Annotated in this window: 20 protein-coding genes; 7 read left to right on the top strand and 13 right to left on the bottom strand. The window is 58.3% G+C overall.

Annotation, left to right across the window (positions count from 1 at the left end):
- Positions 1-107: 107 nt before the first annotated feature.
- Both ABIE02_RS18660 and ABIE02_RS18655 read right to left on the bottom strand, forming a co-directional pair.
- Positions 108-1,148 carry an NADP-dependent oxidoreductase gene (locus ABIE02_RS18660; RefSeq protein ID WP_077227833.1) on the bottom strand — a complete coding sequence of 347 codons (1,041 nt, stop codon included), beginning with the start codon at positions 1,146-1,148 and terminating at the stop codon, positions 108-110.
- A gap of 65 nt (positions 1,149-1,213) precedes the next feature.
- Complete coding sequence (locus ABIE02_RS18655; protein ID WP_032618144.1) at positions 1,214-1,789, bottom strand: helix-turn-helix domain-containing protein; 576 nt, start codon at positions 1,787-1,789, stop codon at positions 1,214-1,216.
- A gap of 151 nt (positions 1,790-1,940) precedes the next feature.
- Here ABIE02_RS18655 and ABIE02_RS18650 point away from each other — a divergent pair, with 151 nt between their 5' ends.
- Positions 1,941-2,459, top strand: a complete 519-nt coding sequence (locus ABIE02_RS18650; protein WP_059307866.1) for a GNAT family N-acetyltransferase — start codon at positions 1,941-1,943, stop codon at positions 2,457-2,459.
- Positions 2,456-2,905: a DMT family transporter gene (locus ABIE02_RS18645; RefSeq protein WP_059307865.1), complete on the top strand. Its 450-nt coding sequence runs from the start codon at positions 2,456-2,458 to the stop codon at positions 2,903-2,905. The genes ABIE02_RS18650 and ABIE02_RS18645 overlap by 4 nt, the downstream gene beginning before the upstream one ends.
- 2 nt (positions 2,906-2,907) lie before the next feature.
- On the opposite strand, the gene ABIE02_RS18640 is transcribed toward ABIE02_RS18645, so the two are convergent.
- Together ABIE02_RS18640 and ABIE02_RS18635 are read right to left on the bottom strand one after the other, a co-directional pair.
- Positions 2,908-3,141 carry a YdcY family protein gene (locus tag ABIE02_RS18640; RefSeq protein ID WP_200142557.1) on the bottom strand — a complete coding sequence of 78 codons (234 nt, stop codon included), beginning with the start codon at positions 3,139-3,141 and terminating at the stop codon, positions 2,908-2,910.
- 110 nt (positions 3,142-3,251) lie between these two features.
- Positions 3,252-4,850, bottom strand: a complete 1,599-nt coding sequence (locus ABIE02_RS18635) for an ABC transporter substrate-binding protein (protein ID WP_032618140.1) — start codon at positions 4,848-4,850, stop codon at positions 3,252-3,254.
- Between the two features lie 281 nt (positions 4,851-5,131).
- Between ABIE02_RS18635 and ABIE02_RS18630 the strand changes: the two genes are divergently transcribed.
- The 3 genes from ABIE02_RS18630 to ABIE02_RS18620 are packed head-to-tail and all read left to right on the top strand — an operon-like array spanning position 5,132 to position 11,617.
- The gene (locus ABIE02_RS18630) at positions 5,132-6,472 is read left to right on the top strand and encodes an SrfA family protein (RefSeq protein ID WP_200142559.1); all 1,341 of its coding nucleotides are present in this window, start codon (positions 5,132-5,134) and stop codon (positions 6,470-6,472) included.
- A gap of 4 nt (positions 6,473-6,476) precedes the next feature.
- Positions 6,477-9,458: a virulence factor SrfB gene (locus ABIE02_RS18625; RefSeq protein ID WP_077227846.1), complete on the top strand. Its 2,982-nt coding sequence runs from the start codon at positions 6,477-6,479 to the stop codon at positions 9,456-9,458.
- Positions 9,455-11,617, top strand: coding sequence for a virulence factor SrfC family protein (locus ABIE02_RS18620; protein WP_429211408.1), 2,163 nt, complete (start codon positions 9,455-9,457; stop codon positions 11,615-11,617). Before ABIE02_RS18625 ends, ABIE02_RS18620 begins: the two co-directional genes overlap by 4 nt.
- A gap of 51 nt (positions 11,618-11,668) precedes the next feature.
- On the opposite strand, the gene ABIE02_RS18615 is transcribed toward ABIE02_RS18620, so the two are convergent.
- Together ABIE02_RS18615 and ABIE02_RS18610 are read right to left on the bottom strand one after the other, a co-directional pair.
- On the bottom strand, positions 11,669-12,439 hold the full coding sequence (locus ABIE02_RS18615; RefSeq protein ID WP_077227836.1) for an alpha/beta fold hydrolase: 771 nt from the start codon (positions 12,437-12,439) through the stop codon (positions 11,669-11,671).
- A gap of 125 nt (positions 12,440-12,564) precedes the next feature.
- Positions 12,565-12,738 (bottom strand): GhoT/OrtT family toxin, encoded by a 174-nt coding sequence (locus ABIE02_RS18610; protein WP_032610845.1) that lies wholly within the window; start codon positions 12,736-12,738, stop codon positions 12,565-12,567.
- Between the two features lie 421 nt (positions 12,739-13,159).
- Between ABIE02_RS18610 and ABIE02_RS18605 the strand changes: the two genes are divergently transcribed.
- Together ABIE02_RS18605 and ABIE02_RS18600 are read left to right on the top strand one after the other, a co-directional pair.
- A complete protein-coding gene (locus ABIE02_RS18605; protein WP_032610847.1) occupies positions 13,160-13,486 on the top strand; it encodes a DUF1971 domain-containing protein in 327 nt (108 codons plus the stop codon).
- Between the two features lie 19 nt (positions 13,487-13,505).
- Positions 13,506-13,688: a DUF1869 domain-containing protein gene (locus ABIE02_RS18600; protein WP_059307860.1), complete on the top strand. Its 183-nt coding sequence runs from the start codon at positions 13,506-13,508 to the stop codon at positions 13,686-13,688.
- Between the two features lie 9 nt (positions 13,689-13,697).
- Here ABIE02_RS18600 and ABIE02_RS18595 read toward each other — a convergent pair whose 3' ends face one another.
- The 7 genes from ABIE02_RS18595 to ABIE02_RS18565 all read right to left on the bottom strand — a co-directional run bounded on the left by ABIE02_RS18595 (position 13,698) and on the right by ABIE02_RS18565 (position 22,414).
- On the bottom strand, positions 13,698-15,146 hold the full coding sequence (locus ABIE02_RS18595; RefSeq protein WP_071886449.1) for a flagellin: 1,449 nt from the start codon (positions 15,144-15,146) through the stop codon (positions 13,698-13,700).
- A 188-nt stretch (positions 15,147-15,334) separates the two neighbouring features.
- Positions 15,335-16,759 (bottom strand): aminobutyraldehyde dehydrogenase, encoded by a 1,425-nt coding sequence (gene patD / locus ABIE02_RS18590; protein ID WP_163604490.1) that lies wholly within the window; start codon positions 16,757-16,759, stop codon positions 15,335-15,337.
- Between the two features lie 24 nt (positions 16,760-16,783).
- Positions 16,784-17,590, bottom strand: a complete 807-nt coding sequence (locus ABIE02_RS18585; RefSeq protein ID WP_032610856.1) for an ABC transporter permease — start codon at positions 17,588-17,590, stop codon at positions 16,784-16,786.
- The gene (locus ABIE02_RS18580; protein ID WP_144838020.1) at positions 17,580-18,524 is read right to left on the bottom strand and encodes an ABC transporter permease; all 945 of its coding nucleotides are present in this window, start codon (positions 18,522-18,524) and stop codon (positions 17,580-17,582) included. Before ABIE02_RS18580 ends, ABIE02_RS18585 begins: the two co-directional genes overlap by 11 nt.
- Before the next feature lies 1 nt (position 18,525).
- Entirely contained in the window at positions 18,526-19,539 is a 1,014-nt protein-coding gene (locus ABIE02_RS18575; RefSeq protein ID WP_103792301.1) for an ABC transporter ATP-binding protein, read from the bottom strand.
- 17 nt (positions 19,540-19,556) lie between these two features.
- Complete coding sequence (ydcS, locus tag ABIE02_RS18570; protein WP_059307857.1) at positions 19,557-20,702, bottom strand: putative ABC transporter substrate-binding protein YdcS; 1,146 nt, start codon at positions 20,700-20,702, stop codon at positions 19,557-19,559.
- A 293-nt stretch (positions 20,703-20,995) separates the two neighbouring features.
- Positions 20,996-22,414, bottom strand: coding sequence for a PLP-dependent aminotransferase family protein (locus tag ABIE02_RS18565; RefSeq protein ID WP_059307856.1), 1,419 nt, complete (start codon positions 22,412-22,414; stop codon positions 20,996-20,998).
- Positions 22,415-22,462 lie beyond the last annotated feature (48 nt).

Raw genomic sequence — 22,462 nt, 5'->3', positions numbered from 1 at the left:
CTCATCCGTCTTTTTTGCGGATGAGTTATTGTAGACATGTATTATTAAAGACGTTATTCGGATTTTTGCATAGCCCTTAAGGGCGGTTTTACCCGCCCTTACAAGTACTATTCGTTATCCTTCGCGACGCGTATCACGACTTTGCCGAAATTCTTACCTTCCAGCAGGCCGATTAGCGATTCTGGTGCATTGTCAAGCCCATCAACCACTTGCTCCCGATAGTGGATTTTGCCTTCGTTAACCCAGCGGCCCATCTCCTTTTGGAACTCTTCAATGCGATGTCCATAGTCCTGGTTGATGATAAAGCCCTGCATACGAATACGTTTTTTCAGTATCGTCCCCATCAGCAAGGGCAGTCTGTCCGGGCCTTCCGGCAAATCGGTCGCGTTATATCCACTCACCAGACCGCACACCGGAACGCGCGCGCCGGTGTTTAACAGCGGCAGCACGGCGTCGAACACCTTCCCGCCGACGTTTTCGTAATAGACGTCGATCCCGTCCTGGCAGGCCTGCGCCAGCTGGTCGGCGAAATCGTCGGCATGGTGGTCGATACACTGGTCAAAGCCCAGCACCTCGGTTGCGTGGCGGCATTTCTCCGCCCCACCGGCAACACCCACGACCCGGCAGCCTTTCAGCTTGCCAATCTGCCCGACAGTTGCGCCCACCGGACCGGTCGCGGCAGCCACCACCAGCGTTTCGCCCTCTTTTGGCTGGCCAATATCCAGCAGACCCATGTAGGCCGTAAATCCCGGCATGCCCAGCACGCCTAACGCCCAGGAGGGGTGCTGCGGGTTATCACCCAGCTTGACCAACCCGCTGCCGTCGGAGACGTCATACTCCTGCCAGCCGCTGTAGCCGAGTACCCATTCACCGGCGGTGTAGTCCGGGTGGTTCGACTGCTCGACGCGGCTGACCGTGCCGCCCACCATCACCGCGCCAATCTCAACCGGTGGCGAGTAGGACGGCGCATCGCTCATGCGGCCACGCATATAAGGGTCCAGCGACAACCAGATGGTACGAAGCAGGATCTGCCCGTCAGCAAGCGCAGGCACAGGTTGTTCTTCCAGACGGAAATTGTCGGCAACCGGCGCGCCCTGTGGACGCGAGGCGAGAACCCAACGACGGTTTGATACAGAAGGCTGACTCATAACTCACTCCATTTTACACAAATGTCCTTAGAGACTAGCTGTAGATCCCTCTGCCTGCCTTTGCATTATGAGCCGGATTGATTGAGCCGCACGACCAGATACACGCAGGGTTCAGGGCTTTCATTGATAAAACGGCAGTCGTTCGGCGGACCCAGTTCCAGGCAGTCCCCGGCACGCATTTCGTGCCGGGTATCGCCTTCCTGAAAGACCAGTTCGCCCGACTGCAGCCAGATCAGCTGACGTGCAAGGGCATAAGAAGAGGCAGGCATGGGCACATCGCTGCCAGCGGGAAGTTCAACCTGCACCAGGTCGATAGGGAGATCGCTGCGCGGTGAGACGTGACGCCGCAGATAGTGCGTTTGCGGGTCGCGCCAGACCGGTTGGTTGGCAAAACGCAACAGCTTACCTTCCTGCAGTTCCGCACGGGCAATAAGCGTAGACATGCTGATGCCAAACGCGCCGGAGAGCCGGGCCAGCATCGTGGCCGTCGGGCTGCTCCCTGAGCGTTCAATTTTATGGATCATCGCCCGGGAGACACCGGCGCGTTCCGCCAGCTCGCTCAGCGACCAGCCGCGGGATTCGCGTTCCAGTCGGATGCGGGCGCTGATCCGTTCATTGATATTGTCTGGCATAGTATTCATCGCGTAATACTATAGTGTAAGTAATGGATTACAAGGTGCTTTTTTCATAACAAAAAGATATGGCTTATAGCGTAGCGATAAGTCAGCCAACCTGTGTAATATTGTGACGTTATGTACCACTATAGTGAACACACCCACCCAGAGGATCTCCATGATTATTCGTCACGCCTGCAAAGAGGATTGCGCCGCCATCGGTGAAATCTACAACCATGCGGTTCTGCACACCGCCGCGATCTGGAACGATGCCACGGTCGATACCGATAACCGTATTGCATGGTTTGAAGCGCGTCAGCTGGCCGGCTATCCGGTGCTGGTGAGCGTGGAGAACGAGGTGGTGACGGGCTATGCCTCATTCGGTGACTGGCGCGCATTTGATGGCTTCCGTCATACCGTTGAGCACTCGGTATATGTTCACCCCGGTCATCAGGGCAAAGGCATTGGCCGCGCGCTGATGAAGGCTTTGATCGCGGAGGCGCGCCACATTGGCAAACACGTGATGGTGGCGGGCATTGAAGCGCAGAATAGCGCCTCCATTCATCTGCATGAGACCCTGGGGTTTGTGACCACCGGCCAGATGCCGCAGGTGGGCACCAAGTTTGGCCGCTGGCTCGACCTGACCTTTATGCAGCTGCAGCTGGACGATCGCACCGACCCGGACGCCATCGGATGAATCAGTCCCTGACGCTGGTGTTTCTGGTGGCGGCAGGCATTGGCCTGGTGGTGCAGAATACCCTGATGGTGCGCATCACCCAGACCTCAAGCACCATTCTTATCGCCATGCTGCTTAACTCGCTGGTGGGGATTGTGCTCTTTGTGTCGATCCTGCTGATTAAAAACGGTGTTGCCGGGTTCAGCGAGCTGGTGCATACGGTGCGCTGGTGGACTTTAATTCCCGGCCTGCTGGGATCGTTTTTCGTTTTTGCCAGCATCAGCGGGTATCAGTATGTCGGGGCGGCCACGACCATTGCGGTGCTGGTTGCCAGCCAGTTGATTGGTGGCCTGGTGATGGACGTGGTGCGCAGCCAGGGCGTGCCACTGAGGGCGCTGATTGGGCCGGTGTGTGGCGCAGTATTGCTGGTGATTGGCGCCTGGCTAGTTGCACGGCGCCAGTTCTGACGTCAGAGGATCACCCCGCCTTTGGTCAGGCCCTCCTGGCGGGCTTCCTGCTCCTCTTTATAGTGTTTGCCGTGATGGGCGATGGTCGTGCGCAGACGTTGCTGCTGAACATAGCGATCTTCACGGCTGAGTTCGTTGTCTTCGCTTAATTCAATCAGCAGTTCGTTCATATGCACGATCACGCTTTCGGCTACCGCCGCATCCACGCGGGCAATGACGTCCTCTAAATGTGACATTGTCACTCCTTAGTTGTTGGCCCGGCGGGTTACGCTGGCCGGGCCTGGGATTTATGCCCTCTCCCCGAGGGGAAGAGGGGTCAGAGTGAAGGGTTAAGACCGCACTCCACTCAGTTTAATTTCGCCTTCGAGAAATCGCTTCCCATCAGGCTCACGCTATATCCGCTGACGTTGCTGCGGGTAGCATAGAAGGTTTTGCCGTTAGCCAGAGCAATCCACGGGGCCTGCTGGTAGAAGATCTCCTGCGCCTGGCTGTAAAGTTTCGCACGGTCTGCCGGATCGCTGGTGAGCTTCGCTTTTTTCACCAGGTCATCATAGCCCTTGTCGCACCAGCGTGCGGCATTGGAGCCGGTTTTAATACTGTCGCAGCCCAGCAGCACATCGGCAAAGTTATCCGGGTCGCCGTTATCCGACATCCAGCCAAACAGCGCGCTGTCGTGCTCGCCTTTACGCATCCCGGAGAGATATTCGCCCCATTCATACGAAACGATTTTCGCTTTAATGCCCACCTTCGCCCAGTCGTTCTGGATCATCTCGGCAATGCGGCGTGAGTTCGGGTTGTACGGACGTTGCACCGGCATTGACCAGAGCGTCACTTCCGCCCCCTGCTCCAGCCCGGCCTGTTTCAGCAGCGCTTTCGCTTTTTCAGGATCGTAACCGTAGTCTTTTAAATCTTTATTAAAGCCCATCATATTCGGCGGGATCGGCGATTTCGCGACCGTACCGGAACCGAGGAATACCGCATTGATAATGGCGTTTTTGTCGGTGGCGTAGTTCAGCGCCTGGCGCACCAGTACGTTATCAAACGGCTTTTTCTCGGTGTTAAACGCCAGATAGCCGACGTTCAGCGCATCCACCGAGTGCAGGGTCAGATCTTTATTCTTCTTGATCACATCAAACTGCACCGGCGATGGCGCAGGAATGATTTGGCACTCATTGGTCTGCAGCTTCGCCAGACGGGTTTCGACGTTAGGCGTAATGGAGAAGATCAGATGTTTGGTTGGCACCGCGCCATCCCAGTAGTTCGGGTTAGCCAGATAACGGATCAGCGAGTCGGTTTTATACTGCTGAAGCACGTAAGGGCCGGTACCGATCGGCCAGGTATCGACATTCTCCGGGGTGCCTTTCTTCATCATCGCGTCGGCATATTCCGCAGACAGGATCGAGGCGAAGTCCATCCCCCAGTCGGCAAGGAACGCGGCATTTGGTTCACTCAGCACAAACTGGACGTGGGTGTCATCCACCTTCTTCACCTCCTGGATCAGTTTATCCAGGCCGACGTCATTGAAGTATTCGTAGTTGCCCTGTGACACCTTGTGATACGGATGATTAGGGTCTTTCTGACGCAGCACCGAGAAAATAACATCATCGGCATTGAAGTCGCGGGTCGGTTTAAAGAATTTGTTGCTGTTGAACTTCACCCCTTTGCGCAGGGTAAAGGTATAGGTTTTGCCATCCGGTGAGATGGTCCAGGATTCCGCCAGCGACGGCACCGGCGTATTTTTCACCGGATCAAAATTAATCAGACGGTTATAAAGCACCTGCGAGCTGGCGACAAAGGTCGGGCCGGAGCTGGCAATCTGCGGGTTAAACGACTCAGGCGAGGCCTCTGAGCAGTAGATAATGGTGTCGTTATTGGCCGCCCATGCGGCACCTGCCGGCAACAGCGCGCTTAATGCCAGCGCGAGGAGAGTTTTCCCTGTGGACATAGTTATTACCTGTTTGGTTTTATTATATGGAATGGTAATAACAGCACAGCCACTGTTCCCTGGCAAATAACGAAACACTATCAGGTTATTCTAAAGCAGTTATTTCCGCTGATTTTCTCACCAGCAGCGAAACAGTGATTTGCCTTAAGGTACATTCAACGTCAAGCACTTTCCGCGGCCTCAATGCTGTAAGAAATCGCCCCTTTTGCCGTCTCTTCTGCCGTTTGCTTGCCCTCAGATTTCGTAAAGTAGACGCGTGAAAAAGTCTATGGGACCAAATCGTGGCAAAAACCCTTTTACGCAGCGGCAATCTTGATGATTTTCAGGCCGTTGGCGGCGGCGGACAGGCCGTATTTGAATCAGCATTGCAAATCCGTGAGGCCCTGCGCCTGCGCAAACAGCAGTCGATCGTCGAAACCCTGGCGATCCCGCAGGTCAATGATGAAGGCGACCGGGTTGACTGGTACTCCCCCACGGAAGGCACCGTTATCAGCTGGAAAGCCGCCGATGAAGATGCGCGCTTCCGGGCGCTGCGCCTGCTGGAAAGCACCCTGTCCAGCGTGGAGTCCCTGAGCAAAAAATCGCTCCAGTCGCCAAAAACCGCCCAGCAACTGTTTGGTTCCCTGCTGTCAAAAGCGTTTCAGTTCCCGGGGGAGAACTTCCTGTTCCTGGTGGATGGCAAACCGGTGATCACCTTCTGGGGTTTTGTAAATCTCAATGAAAATGCGCGCGAGGATGTTCTCGACTGCCTGCGCGCCTCCCTGCTGCCGGTTCCAATGCCTGCCCCGGTTGAGGAGCCAGAACCCGAGCCGGAACCGGCTCTCGTCTTTGAAAAAGCCGATGAACCGCTGGTTGCCGCCCCGGCGAAGGTCCATATCACCACTGACGATCTCTACGAGGCGCATCCCGCCCCGGTGATGACCCCTCGCGAGCCAGCGCCAGAGCCGGAACCGACCCCGGTGGCCGTAGCGGCCAAAAAACGCCGCGTTCCGCTGTGGTCCCTGCCGGTCGCCGCCGTGGTGATGGCCGCCGTTGCCGCCCCATTGATGTGGCCGAAGCACGCACCCGCCCCAGAGCCGGTTAAAACCGTGGCGGCCGCCCCGGTGGCCATCGAGCCTGAACCGGTCGCCGTCGTTGAACCCCTGCCGCTGAATTTACCCCTGCATCAGGCGGAAGTGGTCGCAGCAAAAGATCCGACCCCAGTCGCGGCTGAGCCGGTGGTGATTACCGCGATCCCGAGAGAGGCGATGGTAATGGAGGCCAGTCAGGTGAAATCCGGCTCGACCCGTTTTCTTAACGGCAGCTGGCGGGTAATGCTGGATGTGACTGACCCGATCACCGGCAAGCCACCGTCACTGCGCTATCAGATTCAAAACAATAAAGGGACGGCCCGCGTCGTTCACGGTGACAACATCGTCTGCCGCGTGGAGGTCTTCTCCGGGCTGCACAGCAACGGTGAGCTGCTGATTAAAACCCGTGGCAATGCCCGCTGCACCGATGGCTCCCGCTATCCGATGCCGGAAATTACCTGTAAAGCCGGTACGAATGATGTGGCGGAATGCAGCGCGCGCTACGACGCAAAAACCGTGGTTCCATTGACATTCAGGAAGGCAGGTGCGTGATCCTATGCTGGTAAATCTTTGCGACTACAAACAGAGCGTCACGCTGATTGCGAACAGTGGCGTGCAGTTTCTTGATTTTGGCCTGACGCCGCAAGACTCCGCCCAGAGTGGACGCTTCGTGCGTAAAACGGCCAACGGCCCCCTGCTGCGCCTGGATTTCGATCTGGTGAATGGCCGCTACACCCTGCCTGCCACAGGCGGTGGACAACCGGAAGTGGTTAAACCCGAAAGCACTATCCTACTCCAGCAGTCGCTGGCGGTGCTGGACGGCGTCTGGCTGCCGCTGCCGTTTTTCCGCTTTAACCCGCCACGCACCTTTGTTGATGGCCCGGATAACTGGGCACGGGTGCAGGTGCGCAAGCTCGATACCCCGGACAACGCCGGGAACAGCCACCGTGTGACCCTGGCGCTAGACAGCCAGATTGCCGCGCACGCCACCAGCGCCCTGTCGCCGGTGGAGAACGACATTCTCAATGGCACCCGCTTCGCACTTGCCTGGCGCGATGATGAGGTGGCGAACTTCCTCGATCAAACCTGGATTGACGGCTGGCTGCGTGAAGCCTTTACCCAGTACGCCACTGGTGTGGAGAACCGCGCCGAACGCGAGCTACAGCTGGCGATGCGTAACTTTGAGTATCAGGCGCACTGGCTAAACATCCTGGCCATGCTGGGCGAACAGCTCACGGTGCCGGAAGTGAAATTCGTTACCCATACCCTCAGCACCCCGGCTATCCCGGTGGATCTGATTCTGGATGTGGGTAACACCCATACTTGCGGCGTGATCATCGAAGATCACGGCGACGCCAACGACGGCCTGCGTCAGACCGCCGAGCTGCAGGTGCGCTCCCTGAGCGAGCCGCAGTTCCTTAATGAACCGCTGTTTACCAGCCGTCTGGAGTTTTCCGAAGCCCGCTTCGGCAAGCAGCACTTCTCGGTGGAGAGCGGCCGCGAAGATGCCTTTGTCTGGCCGTCCATCGTGCGCGTCGGCGACGAAGCGCGGAAGCTGGCGACCCAGCGTCTGGGCACGGAAGGCAACAGCGGCATTTCCAGCCCGCGCCGCTACCTGTGGGATGAAACCCCGGTGGTGCAGGACTGGCGCTTCAGCCAGATGAACAGCAAAACCCAGCGCGAGCCGCTGGCGACCGCCTTCCCGCTGATGAACCTGATGAACGATGATGGCCAGCCGCTGTTCACCCTGCCACAGGATGAGCGTCTGCCGGTCTTCTCGCCGCAGTACAGCCGCAGCACCCTGATGACCCATATGCTGTGCGAACTGCTGGCGCAAGCGCTGGGGCAGATCAACAGCGTGGCTACCCGTCTGCGTCTGGGCTTCCCGGCCTCGCCGCGTCAGCTGCGCACCCTGATCCTCACCCTGCCCTCGGCCATGCCGAAGCAGGAGCGTGAAATCTTCCGCCGCCGCATGTTCGAGGCGATTGCCATCGTCTGGAAAGCGATGGGCTGGCACCCGCAGGATGACGATTTCTCCAGCCGTAAGCAGCAGGAGAAGAGCGTGGTTCCGGTGCCGGAGATCCAGATGGAGTGGGACGAAGCCAGCTGCGGCCAACTGGTCTGGCTCTATAACGAAGCCATTTCCCATTACAACGGCCAGACCGAAGACTTCTTCGCGGCCGTGGCCCGCCCGGATCGCGAACCAGAGCCAGGCTGTGCGCCGGGTCGCGCCCTGCGCGTGGCCTCGATTGATATCGGCGGCGGGACGACCGATATGGCGATCACCCACTACCAGCTCGACGACGGTTCTGGCAGTAACGTCAAAATCACGCCGCAGCTGCTGTTCCGCGAAGGCTTTAAGGTGGCGGGCGATGACACCCTGCTGGATGTGATCCAGCGTTACGTATTGCCTGCCCTGCAAACGCAGCTGCAAAAATCCGGCATTGCTGATGCCTCGTTGCTGATGGCCTCGCTGTTTGGCGACTCGGGGCGCATCGACACCCAGGCAGTGCTGCGCCAGCAGACGGCGTTGCAGCTGTTTATGCCGATTGGACATGCGATCCTCGCAGCCTGGGAAGCCAGCGATATCGACGATCCGCTCGACGGGCTGCACGCCACCTTTGGCGATCTGCTGACCCGCAAGCCCACGCGCAACGTGATGAACTATCTGCAGCAGGCCATCGAACACGCCCTGCCTGCTGGCGCTGAGCCGTTCGACCTGTTCGCCGTGCCGCTGCATGTCAACTTCCGCGAGATGCAGGATGCGATGCTGGCCGGGCACTTTACCCTGGCCGCGCCGCTGCACGCCGTGGCGGAAGCCATTTCCCATTACGCCTGCGATATTCTGCTGATCACCGGGCGTCCTGGCTGTCTGCCAGGGGTACAGGCGCTGATCCGCCATCTGCAGCCGGTGCCTGTCAGCCGGATAGTGTGGCTGGATAAGTACCGGGTGCATGAGTGGTACCCGTTCAGCCAGCAGGGGCGCATCGGCAACCCGAAATCCACTGCGGCTGTCGGGGCGATGCTCTGTAGCCTGGCGCTTGATCTGCGCCTGCCGCGCTTTAACTTTAAGGCGGCGGATATCGGCGCGTACTCGACCGTGCGCTACTTAGGGGTGCTGGATAACACTATTAACACCCTGCGCGACGAGAACGTCTGGTATCAGGATATTGATCTCGACAAGCCGGGAGCGAAGCTGGATACCCGCCTGCACTTCCCGCTGCGCGGCAACGTGACCCTCGGGTTCCGCCAGCTGGCAAACGCCCGCTGGCCGGCCACCCCGCTCTATACGCTGAGCATTAACTCGGCGGAACTGGCAAAATCCATCGCCGGAGACGGCGTGCTGAACGTGCGCCTGCAGCTGCGCGGCGGCACCCGACACGAAGGCCCGGAAGCCTTTGAGCTGAGCGATGCCTGGCTGCAGGACGGTACGCCGGTGCCGCCTGATGCCCTGACCTTTAAACTGAATACCCTGGCCGACCGCAGACACAGCGGGAGCCATTACTGGATCGACAGCGGGAGCGTATACCTGAAATGACAGCCACGACGACCACAACTCAGGCGTTAATCGGGTGGATCAACACAACGCGCCAGCACGCTCCGATCCTCGATAAAGACGCCGATGCCCTGCTGGCGAGCCTGGCAGTGGCCAACGCGCGGGAGCACGCGATTGCGCGGGCGCTGACCACCGGGAGCACCATCGGGTTATATGGTCACTCCCAGGCGGCGAAAGCCCACCTGCTCACGACGCTGTGCGGTAGCGATAATCAGCGCATGAACGTGATTATCGGCCAGCGCACCTTTGACTACTTTTCGCATATCAATCCGGGCCATGCCCTGACCAACATGGCGCTGCGCTTCAGCCCGACGGCGGCAGAGGTGGTTGACGACGCCTTTCCGCTGCGCCTGAGCCTGCTTACCGAGGCGGAACTGGTGCAGGTATTCCTTGCCCGCGCCACGCTGCCCGCGGTGGACAAGACCGTGATCGAAGCGCGACTGGAGAAGTGGCGCGCCCTGCGTCAACCCCAGAGCGTACCGGGGATCACCGCCGCCGACGTTGGGACTATCGCCGACTACTGGCGTGATACGGTACCCGCCGCGTCCCGGCAGATGGACGATGCCCTGTGGCACCAGTTTGCCCTGCTGCTGCCGTCGCTGGATCTGAGCACCCGCGCCAGCGTCTGGTCGCTGCTGTGGGGCGAACAGCAGGAGCTGACGCAGCAGTGGCTGAAGCTGGCGCATATTCTGCACCAGACCAGTCATGCACAGGTGCTGGCTGCGCCGCTGAGCCTGCTGGTGGACAATTTTGGCCTGCCGACCGAAGGTTTCCTCACCCGGGGGGATATCGCCCTGCCGGACGTGCAACAGGCGGTGCTGCATCCCCTGCACAACGGCGAGTTACTTAACGCCATCAGCATTCCGCTGGACGTGCTGGCCCTGCTAACCCGGGAGCTGATCCTGCCCGTCGAAAACAGCGCGTTGTCAGGCGTGGATATCATTGATATTCCCGCCCCCTCGGCCCAGCCCGATCAGCCGCTGGCTCAGGCGAAGCAGGCGTGGTTACTGGAACACTATCGCCAGCATCTGCAGCCGGATGTGCTGGTGATCTGCAACGCCACCGCCCATCACAGCCAGACGGCAAAAACCGCCAAAACGCTACTGAACTGGGTGAAAGCGACCCAACCGGGAGACGATGCAGCCCTGCCAGGGCTGGTGTGGGCGATTACGCCGCAGGATACGCGCTTTACCCGCCGCACTAACCTCGACGAAGCGACGCAACAGCTGCTCGGCAAACCCGGCCAGCACTGGGGCACTCTGCAGGCGCTGGACAGCAGTAGCATGCAGCGAGTGATCGAGTGGCTGTCCCAGGCGACCTTGCCCTCCCAGCGCCAGAAGCGCCTGTTGGCGCTGCGCCAGCGCCAGCAGCGGGAACTGCATCAGCTTATGCAGGGATATCTGATGCCATTGACCCAGGAGCCTGCCGCGCAGCGCAGCGCCGCCGAAGCCATGGTGCGTACCCTGCAAGGAAGCGCTGCCCGCCACGGGGAGCTGCTGGAAGGGTTACTCCCACCGCTGCGCGCGTTTGAAACGCTGCTCGCCGTACAGCAGCCGCGGGAAGAGCAGGTCAATGGCCTGTTTACCGATGCCATCGACCTGTTTGCTGACAGCGCTCAGGAAACGGATGAGATATGGCAGCCGACGGACAAAGCGCGTCTCGCCCATCTCGTCTGGGTGAATCACCTGCGTCAGTGGAGCCGGGATGAGGCTGTCGCCAGCCGTCTCGGCCTGGATAACGCGGTGCTGCAACAGATTAGCGATGTCCTGGTGATCGCCAGCTACCGTCTGAATCTGCTCGCCCAGCTGAAGAAAATTGTCGATACCGATAAAAGCAGCGCCGCGCAGCTGCATGCCGCGCTGGGGAATTTCATCGGTTGGGTTGGCTATGCCCAGACGCCTGCTTCTGATCGTCCAGCCAGCCGCATCCGCAAGGGGCAGCCGGTATTTGTGACGCCAACGGTCAACAGCAGCGCACCCCGCTTAACCCGTCTGGGAGAGCAGCCGGTGCATGCCGCGACCGCTTATGTCTATGACTGGCTGGTGGCGTTGTATACCCAGGCGATTGAGAACATCGGGTATCAGCATCCCCACGATATAACGATGGCGGATCGCCAGGCGTTGCAGAGCTTGCTCGCCTGATACTGAGGCCTGATGGCGCTACGCTTATCAGGCCTGGAATACCGGCCCGTATCAATGCGGGTCGTTTCTCTCTGACAGGCAATCAGATAACACCTTCGCCAGCGCCGACGGATTCTCCCAGGACATCGAATGGCCTGCATCGCGGATGATTTTTACCTCAACACCCTGCTGACGCATCTCGTCTACATCGGGATCGGGCAGCGAAAGTTCACCAAAAATCAGCCATACCGGGCAAGGTAACGTTAGATAACGTGCGCTCCAGCTGGGGTGTACCCCTTCGACCAGACTGGCTGCACCGCGCCACACTGCCCAGGGGGCAGTGCTTTGCAAGCATCCCTTCCAGGGTGAGGTTTCAGCCTCCAGCATGGCCTGATAACCGTTACGCACAAAATCCTCTTCCGTTCGGGCGGCAATGCCCCGACTAAAGGTGCCACCGCCACCGTGGAAATTGGGTTCGGAAACAATCAGACCCAGCAGGCGGCTATCGGCCAGCTCTGCCGCTTCGATTGCGATGCTGCCGCCCATGCTGTGCCCGTACAGCCAGAATGACGTTATCGCTAAATGATCGAGCAGCTCGATGACCACCTTCGCCTGCGCCGAGGTCTGATAGCTGAATGTTTCAGGTTTATCGCTGTAACCACTGCCAGGAAGATCGATAAGAATGGCCCGGCGGGAACCGAACTGAGGATCGCAGACGATACGAGGATATTCGTAAGAAGAAGCACAGCCGAGACCATGAATAAAAACCAGCGGTTCGCCGTGCCCGGGCAATTCCTGCCAGCGCACCGTGCAACGGGCCTGGTGGGAATAGAAGCTGTTCATAAGCACTCCTTTTCTGATGACTGATTATTTATACAGTTCATCACCGAAGGATGCTATCGCCAGATGTTGTAGGCCAGATAAGGCACCTGCCCCGCATCCGGCAAAAAGCCGCGCCGGAGCAGCATTCAGAAGAGGGAAATCAGCAGTGCAACCGGAAAACTCATCGGCCAGGTAGACCCCACCAGGAAGGCGCTCAGAAAGCGGATGCGTTTGCGATCTTTGGAGAGAAACCAGGTGATAAGGGCACTAATGGCCGCCATGACGGCATAAAACATTAACATTTTTTGATACAACGTCATCTCATTCACCTTGTCTGCTGCGCAATAACCGCGCGCAATATGCGGCAAATGTTGAGACAGATCAAGTTTTTCGTTACAAATTAGCCACATTGATTTTATGGTTACTAACAAAAGAGTAGCTTTTGCTACATCTTTTAACCCGAACTGCCTTCCCCTACAAACAAAAAGGGCCGCATTATGCGGCCCTGGATCCCGGGACTACTTCTTCACCGGCTGAGGCTTTTTATTACCCGAGTCGGGCACTTTACGGGATTTGTCTTTATCAACGTGTAACATCAGACTCTCCTTTGTGACCTTCGGAATAAGTAAGTATAGCCTGCTTCGGGAGTACCACTTTAAAGTGCATTTTAAATGCACATTCTGCCAAATCTGCGTTGTCCTTTAGTGCTGTAATAGTCCCAGGTTTTACAGGGAGAACATTATGCTGCCTATTCCGAAAAGTTGTATTCACACCCGCTCAACGCCCTTCTGGAACAAAGACACCGCGCCTGCGGGAATTTTCAAACGCCATCTGGATACCGGCACCCAACCCGGCGTCTATCCCCGTCTCAGCGTGATGCAGGGCGCGGTGCGTTACCTCGGCTATGCCGACGAAACCTCGCCTGAGCCGGACAGCGTCCTGGTCATTGAGGCCGGGCATTTTGGCGTATTTCCACCTGAACGCTGGCACCACATCGAAGTGATGACCGACGATACCTATTTCAATATCGACTTTTTCGTTGAACCCGACGTTTTGAGAAAGTCGTAAACAGAGAAGGAGTAACTTCATGGGCAAGGCAACCTATACCGTCACCGTCACTAACAATAGCAACGGTGTGTCGGTGGATTACGAGACGGACGCCCCGATGGAGCTGATGATCCCGGACGTCGCCGCGCAGGTGGTCAAAGACCTGGTGAATACCGTGCGCGCGTACGACACTGAAAATGAGCACGAGGTCTGCGGCTGGTAGCCGCCCCCGTCACCCTTTCAGCAGTTCCAACACCGTCTGCGGCACCTGATTGGCCATTTTCAGGGCCGCATTCTGGCTTTGATCCAGAATCTGCGCCCGGGCCAGTTGGCTGGCCTCGGCGGCGTAGTCGGCATCCTGTATCCGGCTGCGGGCCGCTTGCAGGGAGATGTTCTGCTGGGACAGCACGGCCTTGCTGGATTCGAACCGGTTGATCACCGCGCCATACTGCGCGCGATAGCCGCTCACTTTTTCCAGCGCGGCATCCAGTAACCCCATACACTTTTTGGCCCCCGCCTCGGTGATCATATCAGTGCTTTCCAGTTGCAGCGTCTTCAGATCCGTTGGCGTCGGCTCAATGGTGGTGGACTGCATGGCTTCACCGAAATTGGCGCTGGTCGCCACTTCTATAGGGCGGCTCTGTTTTGGCGGCACGGTAGGCGTAATCGACGGTGTCGGCAAATTACCCCAGGTGATGTTGCTGGTAAAAGAACCGCTGCCCACCACCATCACCAGCAAATCTTCCGTCACGGTATCCAGCGTGATGCGTTCAAGGCGGTTCGAACCGTTGGCACCGTCGTTCCAGGCCCCGGACGCCTTATCTTCATAGCGATCGCCATCCCCGCTATAGGAGATGTTCATCCCGTTATAGTTAAGCGTTTCACCGCTGTAACTCCAGCTGGGACCGCCGTCAATCAGCTGCGAGTCATCATAGACCGCCCCGCTGCTGAAACCGTTTTTGGCCGTCAGCACCGATGCGGTCGCTTTCGCGCCATCGGTGATGCCGCGGCTCACCCAGGTATAATCCGCATCCGGTCCGTTTAATGGCGTGCCCGCGAGATGTTTACCATCCCGGGTAAATATCTGCAGATCGTCATCCAGACCCAGCGAATCAATGTTAATAGTGATATTGGTCGACCCGGCCGGAATATAGGCCAGCGGAATAACACCGGAACTGAAAGAATAATCGGTGCCCGCTACCGGGAATTTACGATCCAGCGGCATAACATCGCCAATTAATTGCGGCGGTAATACCGGCTTATCGGTCGCCAGCGGATATTGCCCGAAGATCTCGGTTTGCTCGGAGATTTGGGTAATTGTCCCCAGTATCTGCTGATATTCCTGGTTGATACTGTCCCGGTCGGACTGCGATAAGGTGCCGTTTGCCGCCTGAATGGCCAGGCTTTTGGCTTTGATCAGCATCGCGCTGACGTCGCTCAGGCTCCCTTCTGCCGTCTGCGCCAGGCTTATCGCGTCATCCAGCCCACGTGAGATCGCCTTGTCCGCATTGATGTTGGCGAACATCCGGTTGCCAATGGCCTGCCCGGCGGCATCATCCTTCGCGCTGTTAATACGCAAGCCGGATGAGAGCCGTTCAATCGTCTGGGCCAGTAAAGTACTGTTAGCATTCCGGGACTTAAGTGAGAGCCCGGCAATCTCGTTATGATTAATTGCAAGCATGGTCAGGGCGATTTTATTATGGATTTACTTCGGTATCGGCGGCCAGGCGATTTAATTTAGGGCGACAGGTGAAAAAAGCTGACGATATATTCTTGCGGGGATAAGAATGTTAAATATTTAATATATTCACAAAAAGAATATATTTATCACCGCCGGTGAGATTTCTTTCTACCGGCGGTGATAAGTCATTAATGTTTAAACATTACATGTCTGACCACGGTGTAATCCTCCAGCCCATACACCGACATATCCTTGCCGTAGCCCGACATTTTCATCCCGCCGTGGGGCATTTCGCTGACCAGCATAAAGTGAGTATTCACCCAGGTGCAGCCATACTGCAGGTGCGCGCTGACGCGGTGTGCGCGGCCCACGTCCTGGGTCCACACCGAGGAGGCCAACCCGTATTGCGACGCGTTGGCCCAGGCCAGAACCTGCTCCTCATCGTCGAATTCCGTCACACTCACTACCGGGCCAAACACTTCCCGCTGGACAATGGCATCTTCCTGTTTCGCGCCTGCCAACAGGGTCGGCTGGAACCAGTAGCCTTTGCCGTCGTGCTTGCTGCCGCCGGTGATGACCTGCACATGCCCGAGGGCTTTGGCTTCATCCACGGCTTTGCATACCCGGTCGAGATGCGCCTGCGAACTTAGCGGGCCAAGCTCGGTGCTTTCGTCATCCGGGGCGCCGATTTTCAGGCTGGCGACCGCGGCACCCAGTTTCTCCACCAGCGCCGGATAAATGCCCTTTTGCGCGTAGATACGACAGGCGGCGGTACAGTCCTGACCGGCGTTGTAGAAGCCAAAGGTGCGTACCCCCTCCACCACCGCGTCGAGATCCGCGTCATCAAAGACGATCACCGGCGCTTTACCGCCCAGCTCCATATGGGTGCGCTTGATGGACGAGGCGGTATGTCCAATGATGTGTTCCCCCGTGGCGATAGAGCCGGTAAGCGACACCATCCGCACCTTTTCATGCCCGGTCAGCGGGTCACCCACAGTTTTGCCCCGCCCGAACAGCACATTAAGCACCCCGGCCGGGAAGATGGTTTTTGCCAGTTCAGCCAGTTTCAGGGCGGTGAGCGGCGTTATCTCAGAGGGTTTAAGCACCACGCAGTTCCCGGCGGCCAGCGCCGGGGCCAGCTTCCACGCCGCCATCATCAGCGGATAGTTCCAGGGGGCAATCGACGCGACAACGCCCACCGGGTCGCGACGGATCAACGAGGTGTGTCCCTCCAGATATTCCCCCGCCGCCGAACCGTTCAGGGTACGCGCCGCGCCAGCAAAGAAGCGAAACACGTCGGCTATGGCCGGAATTTCATCCCCCAGTACGCAGTGCAGGGGTTTGCCGCAGTTTTGCGACTCCAGCCGCGCCAGGGTGTCGGCATTAGCCTCGATGGTATCCGCTAGCCTGAGCAGGCACTCAGCACGGCTTTTTGGTGTGGTACGCCCCCAGCTGGCGAAGGCCCGGTCGGCGGCCTGTACGGCAGCATCCACCTGGGCGGCTGAGGCTTCTGCGATCTCCAGCAGCACCTCGCCAGTCGCAGGGTTATAGACCGGCTGCTTTTCCCCTTCGCCGTTGACCAGTTCACCATTAATCAGCAGTTGCGTTTGCATAGTATTGTCCTGTTTGAATCAACGTTATTTCCCGCTTCCGGCAACATCTTCGCCGTCGCGGGTTAGCCACCAGGCCCCCAGAATGGGAATGGCGGTCACCAGCATGACCAGCAGGGCCACCACGTTAGTCACCGGCACATCGCGCGGGCGGCCGAGCTGGTTTAACAGCCACAGCGGCAAGGTGCGCTCATGTCCGGCGGTAAAGGTCGTGACGATGATCTCGTCAAACGACAGGGCGAACGCCAGCATTCCCCCCGCCAGCAGCGCCGACCCCAGATTGGGCAGCACCACATAGCGGAAGGTTTGCCAGCCGTTAGCGCCCAGATCCATTGACGCCTCGATCAGGCTCCACGAGGTACGCCGGAAACGGGCAATCACATTATTGAACACCACCACCACGCAGAACGTGGCGTGACCGAGAATGATGGTGAAGAAACCTGGCTCCAGATTGATGGTTTTGAACGCCGTCAGCAGCGCCAGACCGGTGATGATCCCTGGCAGCGCAATCGGCAGGATCAGCATCAGCGATACCGCGTTCTTACCAAAAAATTCCCGCCGCCATAATGCCGCTGCCGCCAGGGTACCCAGTACCAGGGCAATCACCGTTGAGAGGGCAGCGATTTTCAGTGACAAGATGACCGATTCGATAATGTCGCTGCGCCCTGCCGCCGCGCTAAACCACTTCAGCGTCAGCCCCTGCGGCGGAAAACTGAACGCCGCATCCTCAGTATTAAAAGCATAGATGGCAATAATCAGCAGCGGGAAGTGCAGGAAGATCACCCCGCCCCAGGTGGCGATTTTCAGAAACAACGGTGCGCGTTCAGAGTGCATCAAACGCTCCCAGGCGCTTCACGAACGCCAGATAGACAGTAATGAGAACAATCGGCACCAGCGTAAAGGCGGCTGCCATCGGCATATTGCCGATCGCCCCCTGCTGGGAGTAAACCATCTGCCCAATAAAGTATCCCGGCGGGCCGACGAGCTGCGGCACGATAAAATCGCCCAGCGTCAGTGAAAAGGTGAAGATCGACCCAGCGGCAATGCCCGGGATCGCCAGCGGCAGGACGACATAGCGGAAGGTCTGACGCGGTCTGGCCCCGAGATCGGCAGAGGCTTGCAGCATTGAGGCGGGCAGACGTTCAAGTGCCGCCTGCACCGGCAGGATCATAAACGGCAGCCAGATATAGACGAACACCAGAAACCGCCCCAGCCCGGAGGTCGAAAGCGTACTGCCCCCGATGCCCGGCACCGTCAACAGCGACGTCAGCAGCGGCTCCAGCCCCATATGGCTCAGAAACCACTGCGCCACGCCGTCTTTCGCCAGCAGCAGCGTCCAGGCGTAGGCTTTAACGATATAGCTGGCCCACATCGGCAGCATCACCGCGATATAGAAAAAGGCTTTCCACTTGCCACGGGTGTACCGCGCCATATACCAGGCCATGGGGAACGCCAGAATCGCGCAGCCAAGGGTGACGGCAATCGCCATCGTCAGGGTGCGGAGAATGATGTCGTAGTTGGCCGGGTTAAAGAGCGCGCGGATGTTGGCGAAAGTCAGGTCAGGCGTCACCGACATGGTGAAGTCATCGAAGGTGTAGAATCCCTGCCACAGCAGGGCAAACAATGACCCTAGATAGACAATGCCAAACCACATCAGCGGGCCGAGCAGGAGTAAGAACAGCCCCAGCGCCGGTCTGCGCCAGAACAGCGCCGACAGACGCCCTGAAAGACCGTGCGATGCCGGCGGAGGTGAAACGCTCATGTCCATTTCACCCCTCCTCATGCAGCGGCACCATGGCGTCGCGCGCCCACGAGGCGGTGACCATCTGCCCTGGTTCCAGCCCCGTCCCCGGCGTGGTTCCGGCCAGGTTCGCCTGACTTACCAGCAGTTTTTCGCCTTCGGCAAGGCGTAGCTCGAAACGGGTGGCCGCCCCCTGGAACTGTACGGCCTGCACCCGGCCCTGAACCTGAATTTCACCTTCCCCATCGAGGCGAATATGTTCCGGGCGCAGGGAGTAGCTTCCCGACAGGCCGCAGACACGTTGCGCCAGGGCATCGGTGAAGACGTTCGACGTGCCAACGAAGCTGGCCACGAACGGCGTGCGCGGGCGGAGATAGAGTTCGTGTGGGGTATCCACCTGCTCGATACGGCCATTGTTGAACACCGCCACCCGATCCGACATCGACAGCGCTTCGCCCTGGTCGTGGGTCACGAAAATAAAGGTGATGCCCAGCTCCTGCTGCAATTTTTTCAGTTCAAACTGCATCTGCTCGCGCAATTTCAGGTCCAGCGCCCCGAGGGGTTCATCCAGCAGCAGAACCCGGGGTTGATTGACCAGCGCCCGGGCTATCGCCACCCGTTGACGCTGGCCGCCCGACAGCTGCGAGGGTTTGCGGGTTTCCGCGAAGCTTAAGCCGACCTTCTCCAGGGCTTCCCGCGCCTGGGCCTGACGGGTGGTTTTGTTGATCCCTTTTACCATCAACCCATAGGCGACGTTCTCGAGGATTGTCATGTGGGGAAAGAGCGCGTAGTCCTGAAAGACGGTATTGACGTCGCGCTCCCAGGGCGGGAGTTCGCTGGCATCTTTGCCAAAGATAGCGATGGAACCACCGCTGAGCTGTTCAAAGCCCGCAATCAGGCGCAGGCAGGTGGTTTTGCCGGAGCCGGAAGGCCCCAGCATCGAGAAAAACTCGCCGTCACGAATCCGGATCGTTACCCCGTCCACCGCACGCACGTCGCCATACAGGCGTGAGACATCATTAAACTCTACTGCGTACGTCATAATCCGCTCCCTGGCGCTTAACGACCACCCATGATGGCGATGTAGTCCTGAACCCAGCGGCTGTAAGGCACAAATTTGCCGCCGTTGGCGACAGGCGTTTTCCAGAACATGATCTTGTCGAAGTAGTTGTAGCCGTTGGTTTCGCAGCCTTTATCCCCCAGCAGGGTGCTGGCTTTACAGCCTTCCGCCACCACCGGCAGCGATCCGAACCAGCCAGCCAGATCGCCCTGCACTTTTGGCGTCAGCGACCAGTTCATCCACTTGTAGGCACACATCGGGTGTTTGGCATCGGCGTGCAGCATGGTGGTATCGGCCCAGCCCGTCACGCCCTCTTTCGGGAAGACGGTGCCAATCGGCTGATTCTCGCCTTTCAGGGCGTTGGCCTGGTACGGCCAGGCGCTGGAGGCGACCACCCCTTCGTTTTTGAAATCACTCATCTGGACGGTGGTGTCATGCCAGTAGCGATGGATAAGCGGATGCTGGTCTTTCAACACTTTGACCACCGCCGCGTACTGCTCTTCCGTCAGCTGATAAGGGTCGGTGATCCCCAGTTCCGGCTGCGTGGCTTTGACGTACAGCGCCGCATCGGCGACATAGATCGGGCCATCGTAGGCCTGAACCCGCCCTTTGTTGGATTTACCGTCCGGGAGATTTTGTTGTTTGAACACCACGCCCCAGGTATCCGGCGGGGTCGGGAAGGTTTTGGTGTTGTACATCAGCAGGTTGGGCCCCCACTGATAAGGCGTGCCGTAGGCTTTGCCGTCGACGTTAAACCACTCTCCCTTAACGATCCGCGGGTCGAGGGTTTTCCAGTTGGGGATTAAGTCAGGGTTAATCGGCTGAACGCGTTTACCCATGATCAGGCGCAGAGAGGCATCGCCGGAGGCAGTGACCAGGTCATACCCGCCCTTCGCCATCAGGCTGACCATCTCATCAGAGGTGGCTGCGGTTTTGACGTTGACCTTACAGCCGGTCTCTTTTTCAAACGCGGTCACCCAGTCGTAGGCTTTGTCGGTCTCGCCACGTTCGATATAGCCCGGCCAGGCAATGATATCCAGTCGCCCTTCGCCCTGACCGATCGCTTTTGGAGGCTCTGCCGCCTGCGCAGTCAAAACAGTCATACCGAGCGCGCACAGGCTGCTACGGGCAAATTTTTTGCTCATACCTATTACTCCTGTCGTAATGAAATCAGAAGGCAGCCGTGCCGATAAGAATATCTCCTTAATTAAACGTAGACCGCGCCATTGCCGCCCACCCGGCGGGCTGTAGAAATTTCACCAGGTTGTGACCGGGGGCGCATTCCCCGGTAACTGGATTATAGACAAGGGGTTAGCCGTTGCGGGCAATATGCATATTTCCTATGGGCGACAATAAAAAAACGCCGAAAATTAATTGCGGCGTTATTAACAGGATAAGAAACAATTATTCTGCGGCGATAATCAATAGCGAGAAAATACTATTTTTGCGTTTTTAACATCCCGCGAATTATGTGTGCTAACTGGATCACCGCCTGCTCCTCTCGCTCTCCCCAGGCCCAGGAGGTATTAAAGCGGAAAAACGGCGTCCAGGTATTGGAGGTGGAAAACATCTTGCCCGGCGCAATGCTGATGTGATGCCCCAGCGCGCGGGCGCTAAGCTCTCCGGCATCCAGCGGCGCGGGCAGTTCCAGCCATAAGAAGTAGCCGCTGTCGCTGTGGTGGATTTTCACTTCAGCGGGCAGATGGCGCAGCAGCGCCTGCCACGCCAGCTGTTTACGTTCGGCCAGCGTGCGGCGCAAGCGTCTCAGATGGGCGTCGTAGCGTTTGGTGGCGAGATAGTCCACCAGCGCCAGCTGCATCGGGGAGCTGGTGGATAAGGTGCTCATCAGCTGGAGCTGCTGAATGCGACGGGCATGTTTCCCGGCGGCCACCCAGCCAATGCGAAACCCGGCCACCAGACATTTAGAGAATGACGAGCAGTGTAGCGTCATGTCGCTGCGATCCCAGGCTTTCGCCGGGAGCGGCTTTTCGCGCCCGTAGTAAAGCTCGCTATAGACATCGTCCTCGATCAGGGTGACGTTATGTTCGGCAAGCAAGGCGATAAGCTGCGCTTTTTTGTCGGCGCTGAGGGTAAAGCCCAGCGGGTTTTGCCCGTTCGTCATCAGCCAGCAGGCTTTTACCGGGTAGTCGTTCAGCGCCTGCGCCAGCGCGTTGAGATCGATCCCCTCACGCACGTCGGTTGCCACTGACAGCGCTTTCAGCTTCAGCCTCTCCAGCGCCTGTAGTGCGCCATAGAAACAGGGGTTCTCAACGATCACCCAGTCACCCGGTTCGGTCACTGCCTGCAGGCTGAGGTTCAGCGCTTCGAGGGCACCGGCGGTAATCACAATTTCATCCGGGGAGATATTCATCCCCTGCTGGGCATAGCGGCGGGCAATGGCGTGACGCAGATCGACGTTGCCCGGCGGCAGGTTCTCAATCACGCTCATGGCGGTCGCGGTTTTACTGACGTTCGCCAGAGAGCGGTTTAATTGTTGTAAGGGAAAGAGACGGGGATCGGGAAAGGCTGAGGCAAAGGGCACGACCGAGGGATCGCGGCTGGCCTGCAGAACATCAAAGATATAGGTGTTGATATCCACGGCTTCATCGCGCATCACCTGCGCGGGCGGCATGGGTTGTTGACCGGTTGGACGGGCCGCCACGTAGTAGCCTGACTGCGGACGCGCCACAATGCGGCCCTGGCTTTCCAGCATCTGGTACGCATGACCGACGGTCATAAAGCTCATTCCGCTGCTGGTCACCTGCTCACGCAGGGAAGGCAGTTTATCGCCGGGCTGCCAGACACCAAGCTCGATCTGCGAAATGATTTGCTGCGCCAGGCGCTGGTATTTTTTCATCGGGTTCTCCTTGCTGCATCACATAGTATATCAGCAGGAGAAAAAAGG

It is taken from the genome of Leclercia sp. 1548, assembly GCF_050435045.1.
GTDB classification, from domain to species: Bacteria; Pseudomonadota; Gammaproteobacteria; order Enterobacterales; family Enterobacteriaceae; genus Enterobacter; species Enterobacter adecarboxylatus.
Note: the sequence above shows the minus strand (reverse complement) of the source record. Positions and strands in the feature narration are given on the sequence as shown.

Coding starts and splice junctions, on each gene's coding strand:
- ABIE02_RS18660 (WP_077227833.1), bottom strand. CDS start 1,148: ATGAGTCAGCCTTCTGTATCAAACCGTCGTTGGGTTCTCGCCTCGCGT.
- ABIE02_RS18655 (WP_032618144.1), bottom strand. CDS start 1,789: ATGAATACTATGCCAGACAATATCAATGAACGGATCAGCGCCCGCATC.
- ABIE02_RS18650 (WP_059307866.1), top strand. CDS start 1,941: ATGATTATTCGTCACGCCTGCAAAGAGGATTGCGCCGCCATCGGTGAA.
- ABIE02_RS18645 (WP_059307865.1), top strand. CDS start 2,456: ATGAATCAGTCCCTGACGCTGGTGTTTCTGGTGGCGGCAGGCATTGGC.
- ABIE02_RS18640 (WP_200142557.1), bottom strand. CDS start 3,141: ATGTCACATTTAGAGGACGTCATTGCCCGCGTGGATGCGGCGGTAGCC.
- ABIE02_RS18635 (WP_032618140.1), bottom strand. CDS start 4,850: ATGTCCACAGGGAAAACTCTCCTCGCGCTGGCATTAAGCGCGCTGTTG.
- ABIE02_RS18625 (WP_077227846.1), top strand. CDS start 6,477: ATGCTGGTAAATCTTTGCGACTACAAACAGAGCGTCACGCTGATTGCG.
- ABIE02_RS18620 (WP_429211408.1), top strand. CDS start 9,455: ATGACAGCCACGACGACCACAACTCAGGCGTTAATCGGGTGGATCAAC.
- ABIE02_RS18615 (WP_077227836.1), bottom strand. CDS start 12,439: ATGAACAGCTTCTATTCCCACCAGGCCCGTTGCACGGTGCGCTGGCAG.
- ABIE02_RS18610 (WP_032610845.1), bottom strand. CDS start 12,738: ATGACGTTGTATCAAAAAATGTTAATGTTTTATGCCGTCATGGCGGCC.
- ABIE02_RS18605 (WP_032610847.1), top strand. CDS start 13,160: ATGCTGCCTATTCCGAAAAGTTGTATTCACACCCGCTCAACGCCCTTC.
- ABIE02_RS18600 (WP_059307860.1), top strand. CDS start 13,506: ATGGGCAAGGCAACCTATACCGTCACCGTCACTAACAATAGCAACGGT.
- ABIE02_RS18595 (WP_071886449.1), bottom strand. CDS start 15,146: ATGCTTGCAATTAATCATAACGAGATTGCCGGGCTCTCACTTAAGTCC.
- patD (WP_163604490.1), bottom strand. CDS start 16,759: ATGCAAACGCAACTGCTGATTAATGGTGAACTGGTCAACGGCGAAGGG.
- ABIE02_RS18585 (WP_032610856.1), bottom strand. CDS start 17,590: ATGCACTCTGAACGCGCACCGTTGTTTCTGAAAATCGCCACCTGGGGC.
- ABIE02_RS18580 (WP_144838020.1), bottom strand. CDS start 18,524: ATGGACATGAGCGTTTCACCTCCGCCGGCATCGCACGGTCTTTCAGGG.
- ABIE02_RS18575 (WP_103792301.1), bottom strand. CDS start 19,539: ATGACGTACGCAGTAGAGTTTAATGATGTCTCACGCCTGTATGGCGAC.
- ydcS (WP_059307857.1), bottom strand. CDS start 20,702: ATGAGCAAAAAATTTGCCCGTAGCAGCCTGTGCGCGCTCGGTATGACT.
- ABIE02_RS18565 (WP_059307856.1), bottom strand. CDS start 22,414: ATGAAAAAATACCAGCGCCTGGCGCAGCAAATCATTTCGCAGATCGAG.